Source organism: Caulobacter sp. GW822-FHT01G02 (assembly GCF_058802865.1).
Genome location: NZ_JBXAON010000007.1, coordinates 78,993 through 91,360, shown reverse-complemented (window position 1 = coordinate 91,360; position 12,368 = coordinate 78,993). Strand labels below are relative to the sequence as shown.

The 12,368-nt window shown below is 64.5% G+C and carries 11 protein-coding genes; 2 read left to right on the top strand and 9 right to left on the bottom strand.

The window, feature by feature from the left end:
* Positions 1–40: 40 nt before the first annotated feature.
* The 8 genes from AC1RNC_RS19975 to AC1RNC_RS19940 all read right to left on the bottom strand — a co-directional run bounded on the left by AC1RNC_RS19975 (position 41) and on the right by AC1RNC_RS19940 (position 8,098).
* Complete coding sequence (locus AC1RNC_RS19975) at positions 41–1,582, bottom strand: DHA2 family efflux MFS transporter permease subunit (RefSeq protein WP_492888035.1); 1,542 nt, start codon at positions 1,580–1,582, stop codon at positions 41–43.
* 13 nt (positions 1,583–1,595) lie between these two features.
* The gene (locus AC1RNC_RS19970) at positions 1,596–2,714 is read right to left on the bottom strand and encodes an HlyD family secretion protein (protein WP_492888034.1); all 1,119 of its coding nucleotides are present in this window, start codon (positions 2,712–2,714) and stop codon (positions 1,596–1,598) included.
* A 41-nt stretch (positions 2,715–2,755) separates the two neighbouring features.
* Complete coding sequence (locus AC1RNC_RS19965) at positions 2,756–4,171, bottom strand: efflux transporter outer membrane subunit (protein WP_492888033.1); 1,416 nt, start codon at positions 4,169–4,171, stop codon at positions 2,756–2,758.
* Positions 4,164–4,583: a hypothetical protein gene (locus AC1RNC_RS19960; RefSeq protein WP_492888032.1), complete on the bottom strand. Its 420-nt coding sequence runs from the start codon at positions 4,581–4,583 to the stop codon at positions 4,164–4,166. Before AC1RNC_RS19960 ends, AC1RNC_RS19965 begins: the two co-directional genes overlap by 8 nt.
* Before the next feature lie 157 nt (positions 4,584–4,740).
* Positions 4,741–5,607 carry an AraC family transcriptional regulator gene (locus AC1RNC_RS19955; protein ID WP_492888031.1) on the bottom strand — a complete coding sequence of 289 codons (867 nt, stop codon included), beginning with the start codon at positions 5,605–5,607 and terminating at the stop codon, positions 4,741–4,743.
* A 104-nt stretch (positions 5,608–5,711) separates the two neighbouring features.
* On the bottom strand, positions 5,712–7,274 hold the full coding sequence (locus tag AC1RNC_RS19950; RefSeq protein ID WP_492888030.1) for a PepSY-associated TM helix domain-containing protein: 1,563 nt from the start codon (positions 7,272–7,274) through the stop codon (positions 5,712–5,714).
* Positions 7,271–7,723 (bottom strand): hypothetical protein, encoded by a 453-nt coding sequence (locus tag AC1RNC_RS19945; RefSeq protein WP_492888029.1) that lies wholly within the window; start codon positions 7,721–7,723, stop codon positions 7,271–7,273. Before AC1RNC_RS19945 ends, AC1RNC_RS19950 begins: the two co-directional genes overlap by 4 nt.
* A 138-nt stretch (positions 7,724–7,861) precedes the next feature.
* On the bottom strand, positions 7,862–8,098 hold the full coding sequence (locus tag AC1RNC_RS19940; protein ID WP_492888028.1) for a hypothetical protein: 237 nt from the start codon (positions 8,096–8,098) through the stop codon (positions 7,862–7,864).
* Between the two features lie 97 nt (positions 8,099–8,195).
* On the opposite strand from AC1RNC_RS19940, the gene AC1RNC_RS19935 reads away from it, so the two are divergent.
* Complete coding sequence (locus AC1RNC_RS19935; protein WP_492888027.1) at positions 8,196–8,699, top strand: hypothetical protein; 504 nt, start codon at positions 8,196–8,198, stop codon at positions 8,697–8,699.
* 47 nt (positions 8,700–8,746) lie between these two features.
* Positions 8,747–9,469 (top strand): AraC family transcriptional regulator, encoded by a 723-nt coding sequence (locus AC1RNC_RS19930; RefSeq protein WP_492888026.1) that lies wholly within the window; start codon positions 8,747–8,749, stop codon positions 9,467–9,469.
* Positions 9,470–9,570: 101 nt separating this feature from the next.
* Here AC1RNC_RS19930 and AC1RNC_RS19925 read toward each other — a convergent pair whose 3' ends face one another.
* Entirely contained in the window at positions 9,571–11,841 is a 2,271-nt protein-coding gene (locus AC1RNC_RS19925; protein ID WP_492888025.1) for a TonB-dependent siderophore receptor, read from the bottom strand.
* Positions 11,842–12,368 lie beyond the last annotated feature (527 nt).

The window sequence follows — 12,368 nt, the reverse complement described above, 5'->3', positions numbered from 1 at the left end:
TCGACCGAGGCGTCGGCGCCGTCTCCTACCACCCTCCGCTTCAATGACCGCCGCTCGTATTGATCGGACCTTTCGGCTTAGGCGCCAGCCAGATCAACGCCCCGGTGAAGGCAAGGCACAACGCCACCACGGCGAACATGTTGAGCGTGGCGAGCATCACGCTCTGGCTTTCGACGACATTGGTCAGCAAGGCGGTCGCCGTGTCGCGCGACAGGCCAGACGCAACCATCGCCTCGATCGTGGAGGGCCCCTGCTGCATCGCGCCAACCAATCCGGACTGGTTGACTCGGGCGGCGTTGATCCAACCCGTCTGCACCAGAGACGCGGCGAAGGCGGTGGCGAGCGTGCGCAGAAAATTGGAGATGCCGGCGGCGTCGGCCTGTTCGTTGGGATCGACGCTGGCGATACACAAGCCGGTGATAGGAATGAACAACATCATCAGGAACGGGCCTGTCAGCAGCATCGGCCAGGCCATCTGCAGAAAAGTCATATCGGGCGTGAAGCCGATGCGCCAAACCGAGATGAGCGCCAGCCCTCCTATGCCGGTCGAGATGATCAAGCGCGGGTCGATTTTTGCCGAAGCAGCGCCGATGATCGGTGAAGCGAACACCGCGAAGATGCCCATTATTCCGGTGGCATAGCCGGCCCAGGTCGCGGTGTAGCCCATGTTCTGCTGCAGCCACAGCGGGATAAGGACGATGGTCGCGAAGAAGGCGCCAAAGCTCATGGCATAGGTGACCGACGCTACGACGAAGCCGCGGTGCCGAAACACCCGCAGGTTAACAATGGGGTGTTTTTCGGTCAGCTCCCAGATCAGGAACGCGATGAAGCCGATGGCTGCAACAACGGCCAGCACGCGGATTTCGGTCGCTGCGAACCAATCGAGATTACGCCCCTCGTCGAGCAAAAGTTGGAGGGAGGTAACCCACGTGACGAGAAGGGCTAGTCCGACCACGTCGATCGGCGATCGGGCTGTTTCCTCGCGTCGCCCACGCAGCAGATATAACAGGCTCGCCGCGCCAAAGGCGGCCAATGGGACGTTGATAAAAAATATCCACGCCCAGCCGGCGTTGTCGGAGATCACGCCACCCAGGATGGGCCCGGCAATGGGCGCGACCGTGGTGGTCATCGCCCAGATGATCGTCGCGAGCGTCGCTTTCTCCGAGGGAAAGACGCGCAGCAGCAGTGTCAGCGAGAGAGGTCGCATCATTCCGCCGGCAAGACCCAGCAGGATCCGGCCCGCGATCAGCATCTCGATCGAGCGTGACAGGCCGCACAGCAACGAAATAGCGCCAAAGGCGATAAAGGCCGAAATGAACATCCTCTGTTCGCCGAAGCGCCGGGCCAGCCAACCCGCCAGCGGTACGGTTATGGCGTCGGCGACGGCATAGAAGGTGATGACTCTGGTCGCCTCCGTCACCGACACGCCGAGCGAACCGGCAATATGCGGGATGGACACGTTCGCGATGCTCGAGTCGAGAACGACGATGAAATTGCCAAGGCCAATCAGCAACGCCGCGAAAATAAGGGTCGCGCCGGTGAGCGGCTTCGCCATGGCCGGCGTGGCAGCAGTGTCCGTCATATCCGGGTTCCGCTTAGTTCGAGAGATCCACGGTGGCGTTCATCGACAGTCCAACCCGCAGCGGATGTTCGGCCAGTTCCTTCGGGTCGAGCGCGATCCGCACGGGCAGGCGCTGAACCACCTTGATCCAGTTGCCCGTGGCGTTCTGGGCGGGAACCACTGCGAAGGCGGCGCCGGTGCCGCCCGAGAAGCCGATGACGCGGCCGTGATACTCAACACCCTCGCCGTAGAGATCGGAGGTGAGGGTGACGCGCTGTCCCGGCTTGACGCGGGCCAGCTGGCCTTCCTTGAAGTTGGCGTCGACGAACGCGGCCTGGACAGGCACCACCATCATCATCGACGCGCCCGCCGGGACACGCTGTCCGACCTGGACCTGGCGACGGGAAACAACGCCGTCGACCGGCGCGCGCACCACCGTGCGATCAAGGTCCACCCGCGCCTGATCGCGCGCGGCGCGCGCGGCCAGGACTTCCGGATTGGCTTCGGGGGCGGCGCCTGCGATCAGGGCGCGATTGGCGTCGCGGCTGCCCACCGCCGAGGTCTGGTTGGCCTGCGCCTGGGCGTTCTCGGCCTGTGCGACCTTCAGGTTCGCGGTCGCCGTGCTGTAGGCGTTGCGCGCGATGGTCAGTTCATCGCCGGAGACGGAACCCGACGCCGCGAGCGCTTCGCGACGGTCAAGATCGATCTTGGCCTTGGCGAGATCGGCGCGCGCCGCGACGAGCCGCGCTTCGGCGCGGGCCTGATCGGCGACGCGCGCCGTCACCTGGGCGCCAAGGCCGCTATCGGTCGCGAGGAGCCCGCGAACCCGGCGTTCAGTCAGTGAAAGCTCGGCTTCGGCGCGGGCCAGCGCGAGGCGGGCGTCCGTGTCGTCGAGCCGCACAAGGATGTCGCCGCGCTTCACACGCTGTGCGTCGTCGACCAGCACCTCGCGCACCGGACCGCCGATCAGCGGCGTCACCTGGGCGACATTGGCGCCGACATAGGCGTTGTCGGTCGAGACCCGTCGCGAGGCGATAAAATGGACGTAGGCCCAATAGAGAATGGCGAGGCCAACCACCACCATCGCGAAAATCGCGAACAAATTTCGGCGCTTGGCTTTTACAGCGGAGGCAGTCGGGGCTTCGGCGGCCAAGGGAGCGGCCGCCAGGTTTTGAGTGGACATCTGGAGATCCTTCAGGAACGGAAGCCGCCGCCGAGCGCGCGGATAAGGCCGACATTGAGGACGAATTTGCGATTGCGGAGCGTGGCGAGGTTGCGCCGCGCATCGATCAGGGCGTCTTCGGCCACGAGCACATCGAGAGACGTGGCAAGCCCGCCCTGGTAGCGATTGTTGGCGACTGTCCAGGCCGCCGCCGCGGCGCGCTCGGCTTCATCGGCCCTGCCGATGCGTTCGGCGAGCGCCCGTTCGCTGGCGGCGGCGTCGGCGACCTCGCGCAGGGCCTGGGCGAGCGCGCCGTCATATTCGGCGACGGCGCCGCGATAGTCGGCTTCAGCGGCGCGATAAGCGCCGGTCAGTCGTCCCCCGTCGAAGATCGGCAGGCTGACGGCCGGTCCGGCGGTGCCGAAGGTCGAGCCCGACTTGACGAGATCGCCAATGCCGATCGACTGAAACCCGATCAGCCCGGCAAGGTTGACGTTCGGATAGAAAGCGGTGCGCGCCTGCTTGATCCGGCTTGCGGCCGCCTGCGCCCTCAGCCGCGCGGCGATCACGTCGGGACGGCGCCCGATAAGGTCGGCCGGCAAGTTGGCGGGGAGACCGAAGTCCTCCGCCGCGCGCGCGGTCGGCCGCTCGATGGAAAGGCCTCTATCGGGCCCCGCACCGAGCAGCGCGGCGATCCGATTGCGCGTAAGCGAGACGGTTTCATTAAGCGCGGCAAGCTCTCCCTGGGAGGCGGCGAGCGCCGAACGCGCCCGCTCGACGGCGCCGGCGTTTTCAAGCCCCTGCGCCCGTCGCCCATCCATCAGTTCGACAGTGCGTCGCCGCACCTCGACGGCGCGCTGCGCGGCATCGGCTTGCGCGAAGAGATCGGCCAGATCGGCATAGGCTTGCGCGATACCGGCCGATAAGATCAGGCGGGTCGCCGCCGCCTCGGCCTGGGCCGCCGCGGCGTCCGAACGCGCCGCAGCCAGTGCGGCCCGGTTCCGCCCCCAGAAATCCAGCTCCCAATCCAGCCGCGCCGTCGTCTGGCCATAGTCTTGCCAGCCTCCGGGCGCGAGCCCGCGTGGGATGAGATAGTTGTAGCTCTGCTTGGTCCCGCCGATCTCCCCATTGGCCTGGATCGATGGCAGCAGTCGGCTGCGTGCTTGCCGCACCAGCGCCTCGGCCCGTTCGAACCGCGCCTGGGCGACGCGCAGATCGGTCGCGGCCGACAGGCCTTCTTCGATCAGCGCCGTGAGTTGCGGGTCGCCGAAGCCTTCCCACCAACGATCCGACGGCCAGGATGTCTCAGGCGCCGCCAGACTGGCGGCGCTTGCAAGGGCGCTTACCGGCCGCATCGCCGGCGTCGCGCCTTGTTTCGGCAGAATCGCGCAGCCGCCGACCAGCGGCGCCATCAGGCCGAGCGCCGTCCAGAGCACGCGCCTACGCATCGGCCTGTTCCGCCTCAATTTGAGCGGCCTGTTCGCCCGCGAGCAGCCGTGCGGCGATGTCTTCGGCTTCCGCTTCGGAAGCGGAGACCAGGATCGGATAGCCCCAGAACTTTTGGAAGACGGGCGCCGAGGTCTTGGCGAGGAAGCGCTTCGCCGGGCTCGGCTCGACATAGACCATCGCCCGGACATAGGTGTGGAGCGTCTGGCGGTTGCGCTTCATCCACAGCGTCACCCGCTTTCGTTCCTCGGCCGACTGAACCTGTTCAGGTTCCGCGCCGAGACCGATCAAGACGAAGGGCGTCTTACGCTCCAGAAGATCTTCGAAAATCTTGAAGCTGACGTCATCGCCTCGGTCATCGGTGCGATTATAGTGCATCCGCACTATCGGAAACTGCGTGTCGTCCACCAGCATGGCCTGAATCCAACAAGTTCATCATTCCGAGCCTTCCTAGGCTCTTGATGTCATTTTGGATTTGGCCGCTCGGGCAGATGATTTATCGAAACTGCCAATCTTCTAGATCCGTGCGGGCGCCTGGCGGTCCGTCGGCCGGATCAAGCAAGGCCGCGCATCAAAGCCCCAGCGCTCTCTGAGCCTCCATCATCGTGGATATGATTTTGGGCTTGCTCTGTTGCGGCGTCGCCGTGGGCGCCGCGCTCCGCCGCGCGGCCAGGAACTGCCCCGGCGGCTGTCCCATGACCTTCTTGAACATCGTGATGAAAGCGCTGGCGCTTTCGTAACCGAGATCGAACGAGACGGTCTGCACGGGCGCGCCTTCGGTCAGACGCTCGATCGCGAACATCACCTGGAACTGCTGGCGCCACCGCCCAAAGCTCATGCCGGTCTGGCTCATGATGAGCCTGAACAGGCTGCGCTCGCTCATGGCGACGATCCGGGCCCATTCCCCGATGGTCGTACGATTGGCGGGATCGGACGATAGGGTCTTGGCGATGGTTCGCAACCGCGGGTCGGCCGGCATGGGCAGATGGAGCGTTCCCATAGGCGCGCGCTCGAGCTGGTCGAGCATGGTCTGAACAAGACGACCGTCAGCGCCGTCGACATCATAGAGGGACGGGAGGCGGGACACGGCGATCAGCAGCTCGCGCAGCAGCGGCCCGGTCGAGAAGGTGCTGCACGCCGCGGGCAGATTGCGGGCAAGTTCGGGATCGATGAAGAGCGTGTAGACCTCGAGGTCGCCGGCGCAGCGCACGCTATGCTCCATGTCGCCGGGGATCCACAGCGCGCATTGCCGTGGGACCATCCACAGACCGTGCGCCACTTCGCACGTGATCAGGCCACGGACCGCCAGGATGAGTTGCGCTTTGCGATGGTGATGCGGCGGTTGCTCGAAACCTTCCGTGAAAAGCTCCATCCCCACCGCCGAAACAGGCCGGGGAATCTCCTCGGGCTCGAAAATTTCGTAGTCGTCGCTTTGCATCGCTCTGCTCCCCAGGGGCAGCCTTCAATCTGCCAGCAAAGCTTCCAAGGTGCGAGTAATTCTCAATTGGGTGGCGGAATCGCGAAACTTTTTGGCGATATCGCTCAATCCGGCAGAGCCACAGGCGCCTGATCGCGCTCCGCCATCGCCACGGCGCGGGGGGAACGGCGAAGCTTCAGCATCGGCCGGGCGACGAAGAAGGCTGTTAGGAGCAGCGTGGCGTCGACCGCCCAGCTCATCGGGTCGATGGCGGGAAGGCCGCCCGCCGCGCTGATCGCGGCATGGACGAGCGCCAGTCCCGCCAGCGCCACCGCCGTCGCCGCGCGCAAGCCGCCCCCCAGGCGCGCCTGCATCGAGGGCAAACAGGCCAATGCGTAGGCTGCTATCGTGCCCGCGGTCCAGCCGAGCAGCGGCGCGGCCTTCGCGTCCGTCGCCAGCGACGGGACCGCGGCGAGCACGAGGGCTAACGGTTGCCCCCAGATCGTGGCTGTCCACAGCCGCTCCATGACCGGCGCGGGGCGGCCCTTGTCGCGCCGACGCGCCAACCAGATCCGAAAACCGCTTGCCGTGACGACGCACATCGACAGGCCAAGGACGCCGTAGGCAAGCTTGACGAAGATCCCGCCGAACCAGCCGAAGTGGAGCGGCTGAATGGCGAAGATCATCTGCTGGCCGAGTGACCGTTTGGCGACGTCGGACGCGAAGACCTTTCGACCCTGGCTATCGAAGACGACGCGCTCGCTAAGAACAAGGCTGCGCGGGTCGCGCAGGCCGATCCCGATCAACTGGCCCTTGGCGCCCGGCTGCTGGATGTCGACCGACTGGAGCGTGAGGCCTGGGGCGGCGGCGGTCGCCGCGGCGATGAATGGCGCGACGGATGGAACCTGATCGTTATGAGGCGCGTGAGCCGCCGAACGTGCGGAAGGACCCGCGATATCGGTGAAGGCCTTGGCCATGTCGCCTTTGTACGTGGTCGCAGCGACACTGCCGAAAACGATGATGAAGACGCCCAGGAAGGCGGCGGTGAAGGCGATGATGAAGTGGAAAGGCAAGCCCCAGACGCCGATGCGGTTATGGAGGTCAGCCTGACCCAACCGTTCAGACCCGCCGCTGCGAAGCCGGAAAGCATCTTTTATGATGCGCGGGTGGGCAAGAACGCCGGAGATCACCAGCGCCAGCAAAGCCATCCCCGCCAGCGCCACGATCACCGTGCCGATGCCGAACGGGAGATGAAGGTCGACATGCAGCCCCACGAGAAAGTCGCTGACATCGTGGCGCACCTTCATGGCGGGGTGACCGGAAGCGTCAGCGTACCAGCTCCCGCCACCCGCGCCCTCACGACCTCTCGCCGAGAGCAGAAGATGCGGATTGGAGGGGGAGGGGAGGGTCGCCGAAATCGATGGCGCCGCTTCCTTGGGCGCTTTCTCGCGGAGCATTGCAATGCCCAGATCAATCGCGCCGGGTGTGACGGCGACCACCCGGGGGGCTGCGGGCTGTTCCCAGCGTTGCAGCTCCTGCACGAAGACGACGACGCTTCCAGTCAGGCAAATCAGGTAAATGGCGGCGCTGAGCGCGAGGCCCAGTGCGGAATGACCCGCCAGCACGGCGCTGACCCAGCTGTTGGAAATCAGCGGTTTGCGCGTGGCGGGGCGGAGGCGATTGTTCATGCTAGCAAGATCCAGGCAATGGCGGCGCCGGCGATCGCGGACGCCCCGGTCATGCCGAGGACTGGGCGCAGCATGACGCGGTCACTCAACATCCAGATGACGAGACATGCCCAGAGCAGCGGTACGAGGATGACGGCGGCGGCGAAGCGGTCGAGCCGCGCGCCAGGCGCGACGCCGGCCACCGCCGCGCCGATCGCGTTGGCGGTGATCGCGGTGAGAAGGAGCGCCGCCGCGCCTCTTGCCCAGCCCCGCCAGCGAATCCGGGGCCGCTCGTCGGGCTCGAGCGGCTTTTCGTCAATGGCGCGTAGCGCCGATCGTCGGGCCGGCCGGCGCTCCTCGCCGAGTTTGACGACGGTCATCGCGCACAGGCTGAAGGCGAGCAGAGCCGCGACCAGGCCGACGACCATCCCGAGCCAGAAGGCATAAAGAGCAACGGCCGGGATCAGCATCAGCCAACCGGCCGCCGCCCAAAGTTTGCGCCGCGTTCCCGCGCCTCGCCATGCTGTCCGCAGCATCAGGACCGACGCAACGCACGCCGCCATCCCAAAGGCCCCCGCTGTCTGCTCGATCGGGAAATCTCCGTACCCTCAGTTTTGAAAACGCGAATTGATTGCAACAAGGTGATAGAGCGGCTCGCCGGCGAGCGCGTTGCGCGAGTCCGCCAAAGAGTTTCGAGATGCCGCCAAGCCCGCCATGGCTTCGCGCGACGAAGAGGATTGGAGCCTGAGCGGCCCAAATTGGCGGGATTGCAAAAGAAGCTGACGGGCGAGGCGGATGCTCAAAGGCAGGGCCTGGCCTAAGTCTTCGCTGCGACTGAGTTGCATGTGCTGCCGAAGCCTTTCGGCGCCTAACAGGACAGGATGTCATGAGCCGAGTTGCTTCGACCCACGTTTCGCTCCGCTATTGGGGTTAACGACAGTGATGCACGCCAAGCCGACCAGCATGAGGGCGCGCCACTGGCACGAGCGTCTGATCATCAAGGCGATGCGCCTGCTGGCGGCGCCGGCGCCTGGGCCCTTCGCGGGCGAGGAACTGCTACGCGGCGCCGGCATGGATAAGGAGGGGATATCGGCGCTGGCCGCTGTCGTCGCCCTCTTGCCGCAGATGTTGCCCGCGGCGCGTCTTCACGACATCGGCTCCCCCTTCGTCTCGTCGGGCGAGATCCTCCTTCTGGGCGAACTCGCGCGTCGCCAGCGCTCAGCGGCTCTGCGCGGCGCCCTTCACTGGCCGCTCAAGCTCGCGCCGTCGCTCGATCGGTTGCTCGACGCCTCGGCTTGCGCGCTCGCCGCGGCCGACCTCTTCCTCTTTTATCGGACCATTTCCGCCGCGCTCGATCACGCCCGGGAAATGCCCAGCCGGGGGGGCGACCCTGTGACCGATGCCGCACCATGCCTCCAGTCCGCGCGCCATCCGTCCAGACTATGAATGTGAACGCCACGCGGCGCCCGCTGCTGGCGGCCTGCGTCGACTCCATGACCGACGGCTTCGAGCTTCACGAGCATCGGCACCCAGAATGCGCGCTGATCTATACGGCGAAGGGCGTGCTCAACTGCGAGGCGGACGGCCAGATCTGGACCATTCCCCCCAAGTGCGCAATTTGGCTTCCGTCGAACGTCCCTCACCGATCCTGGGCGTTCGGCCGGATCGAGTCCTACGCGTTGTTCGTCGATCCAAAGCTTGATCCTCGCCCAGGCGAAAGCTGCTGCGCCGTCAAGGTCTCGCCTCTGTTGCGAGAGTTGCTGTTTCGTGTCGCTTCGTTCCCAGCGCTCTATCCGATGGACGGGGCCGAAGCGCGCCTGCTGCCGGTCGTTCTCGACGAACTCGGCGCGGCGCGCCGGGAGCATCTGCGTTTGCCGCTACCCGCCGATCCCGAGTTGCGGCGATTGACCGATCTCATCATGTCGGACCCGTCGCGCAAGGCTTCGGTGGCGCAGTGGGCGGCGCGGATGTCCATGACCGAGCGCACCTTGGCCCGGAGGCTCAACCGGGAAATCGGGATGAGCCTCGGACAGTGGCGCCGCCAGTTTCACGTGGCCCGCGCCATGCAATGGATGGCCGATGGATGCAGCATCAAGTCTATCGCCTTCGATCTCGGCTACGAAAGTACGAGCAGTTTCGTGACCATGTTCAGGAAGATGGTAGGGGCGTCTCCCGCCCGCTATTTCTCTGGCCTGGAAGGGGAGGGCGGCGATTAGAGCACGCCGGCTTGGCCTGACTTGGCGCACAGGCGTCAACGCAAAAGCGCATGGCGTCTCCACTCGAAGGTTCCCGTGAAGACGCCATGCGGGTGCGGGCCTCAGTACCGGAAGTTCAGCGTCAGCATGGCGTTTCGCGGCGCTCCCACGGCCGCGGTGTCGTAGAAGCCGGCCCGCATCCAATAACGCTTGTCGAGCAGGTTGTTGACGTTCACCGAAGCAGACACACGATCGCTCAGCGCATAGCGCGCCAGGACATTGACCAGCACGTAGCTTCCTTGGACGACGGTTACGCCCCGCTGGAGCCCGCCCTGACCATTCGGCCGGTTGATCCCCGTGAACTGAATGTCGCTTTGCCAGTGGACACCGCCGCCAATCGTCAGCCGGTCCAAGGCTCCCGGCAGGTTATAGCTCGTAAAGAGCTTGAGCGTCCGGCGAGGTTCTTGCGGATTGAGGCGCGCGCCGTCGGGGGTTTCGCTTTTCAGCCAGCTGAAGCCGCCTGACACGTTCCAGCCCGGCAGAATTTCGCCGTTCGCTTCCAGCTCGAAGCCTCTAGTCTTGGTTCCGTCGACCGCGACATAGGCGGTGTTCAGCGGATTGGTCGGATCGAAGAACCCGACATCCTGCTGCGCCAGTTTGTCCAGCCGAGTGTCGAACAGGGTCAGGGAGGTGTTCAGTTTGCCACCGAAGAACTCGCCTTTGACGCCGGCTTCTCGACTATTGCCTCTGGTGGGGTCCAGGATGTCGCCGTTACGGTCCCGCCGCTCCGGCTGCGGCTTGAATATCTCGGTATAGCTCGCGAACAGCGTGACATTTTTAGTCAGGTCATAGGTCGCGCCGACATAGGGCGTGAACCTGTTTTGCCGATACCTGACGCTTGCGGAACCGACCTCATCGTCATTCAGCTCAAACCGATTGAAACGGCCGCCGAGGATGATCTTGAGGTCATCCGTGGGCGAGAGGCGGGTCGCCGCGTAGACCCCATATCTTCTGGTCCTGACATTCGAGTCCATGGACCAGGGCATCGAGTTGTTCTCGAAGTCGAAGCGAGGAATCGCGCCCACCTGGTCGATTGACGGCGCGGGCGTCGCCGAGAAGGGAAAATACAGGTTGGTCGCAAGGCGAGATCCTGGCGTGTCCTGTTTCGTTCGCGACAGCGTCGTGCCGACAATCAGCTCGTGCCGCTTGCCGAAAAGTTCGACCGGCCCGTTCGTTTGCACGTCCAGCGTATCCTGGCTCGTCTTGCCGCTGAATTTCGTGCCGGCGCCCATCACCGGGACGCTGGAGAAACCCGTCTGCCGATCCGGATAGAAGCCGATAGACCTTCTGGGATTGGCGGGATCGATCCCCGCCAGCGCGAACAACTCCCCGTCATGGTTCAGTTGCGAGTGGGTCAGCGCGCTCTTGAACTTCCAGCCATTGGCGAACTCGTGGGACAGGTTGACGAACGCCGTCTTGGATTCGACCTCATAATAGGTCCATGGCGGCGACAGGCTCGCTGAACGACGCAGATCCGTCGTCAAGGCGCCGTCGCTGTAGAAAAGCGGGGCGGCGCCCCAGGTCGAGCCCTTGGGCTTGTTGTGCTGATATTCGAAGCCCGCGGTCAGGATCGTGTGGTCGGTCAGATCAGCTTCGATCACCCCGTAGCCGATGGCCTTCTTCTGCTGGTAGAAATCGAGATAGGAGTCCTGATCCTGATAGACGCCGATGAGCCGCGCGCGGATGCGGCCGTCGCCGGTGAGCGGCGTGGAGACGTCGAGCGTGCCGCGATAGTTTTCCCAGGATCCCGCCAGCGCCGATGCGCCTATGGCGAAATCGTTCTTTGGACGCTTGCGGATCAGATTGATCGACGCGGACGGATTGCCCGCGCCCGTGAGGAGGCCGGTTGCGCCTCTCACGACCTCGACGCGATCATAAAGAGCGGTGTCGATGAACCCGATGCCGTTATCGAGCGAGCTCACCACGCCGTCATACATGATGTTGTCGACGGCAAATCCGCGCGACGAGTAGTTGACCCGTTCGGAATCAATGAAATTCCGGGTCACGCCGGCCGCGCTTTGCAGCACGGAGTCCAGACTCGTGAGGTTCTGGTCCTCCATATTCTGGCTGGTGATGACCGTAACCGCCTGCGGAATTTGTCTCAGTCGGAGCGGCAGGCCGAGCGCGGCGCCGGTTGAACGCGTCGTATAGGAGCCGGTGCGTTCGGTGGTCTCGCCCTCCTGGACGCCGGTAATGATGATTTCGGAGACGCCCGTGACCGTATCCGGACCGTCTCGTCGCGAGGTGCTTTGTTGTTCATCCAGCGGACTAACCGCTTGCGCCTGGGCCGCGCCATTCGCACTGACGATCGCGCATGCGATGAGAGAGCCCACCCCCCGGGCGATTGCCCGCCCACGTCCGCCATGATCGTCTCGCGACCAACTCGAACGATTTCGGACCCCGTCTTTTGTCCCGAACATTGAGACCCCTTTGCGAATCTATGCGAATAACTCGCATTAACAATTGGTGGGTCTCATACAGGGCGCCTTGCGATCTGGCGCGTGTCGGGACGGACAATCGATTTCGCAATTCGGACAACGCGCGCGAAAAGCGCGGAGCGAGCGAACTACAGTGTGCCGGAGGGGCGCGAGCGGTGGTCCCGAACGTCGCATTCCTGGAGGTGCGCCAACGGCGGCAAATGGCGCATATCTGCCTATGGACGAACCTTTCGGGATCGGATGAAAATTCATCCACAGGCGAAAGAAAATGCCTGCAGAATTTTCAGCGCGGCTGTTTTTCACACAGCCTCAGTAGACGACAATCACGCCGTTAGCGCCGGAGACAGCCAGGAAGCATCGTTCAAGGCTGCGGCGTAGCTCTTCTTTCCGACTGAAAGGCTCGTGAAAGCCTTGGGGCGACA

Coding starts and splice junctions, on each gene's coding strand:
- AC1RNC_RS19965 (WP_492888033.1), bottom strand. CDS start 4,171: ATGCGTAGGCGCGTGCTCTGGACGGCGCTCGGCCTGATGGCGCCGCTG.
- AC1RNC_RS19930 (WP_492888026.1), top strand. CDS start 8,747: ATGACCGACGGCTTCGAGCTTCACGAGCATCGGCACCCAGAATGCGCG.
- AC1RNC_RS19945 (WP_492888029.1), bottom strand. CDS start 7,723: ATGCTGATCCCGGCCGTTGCTCTTTATGCCTTCTGGCTCGGGATGGTC.
- AC1RNC_RS19950 (WP_492888030.1), bottom strand. CDS start 7,274: ATGAACAATCGCCTCCGCCCCGCCACGCGCAAACCGCTGATTTCCAAC.
- AC1RNC_RS19955 (WP_492888031.1), bottom strand. CDS start 5,607: ATGCAAAGCGACGACTACGAAATTTTCGAGCCCGAGGAGATTCCCCGG.
- AC1RNC_RS19960 (WP_492888032.1), bottom strand. CDS start 4,583: ATGCTGGTGGACGACACGCAGTTTCCGATAGTGCGGATGCACTATAAT.
- AC1RNC_RS19975 (WP_492888035.1), bottom strand. CDS start 1,582: ATGACGGACACTGCTGCCACGCCGGCCATGGCGAAGCCGCTCACCGGC.
- AC1RNC_RS19940 (WP_492888028.1), bottom strand. CDS start 8,098: ATGCAACTCAGTCGCAGCGAAGACTTAGGCCAGGCCCTGCCTTTGAGC.
- AC1RNC_RS19935 (WP_492888027.1), top strand. CDS start 8,196: ATGCACGCCAAGCCGACCAGCATGAGGGCGCGCCACTGGCACGAGCGT.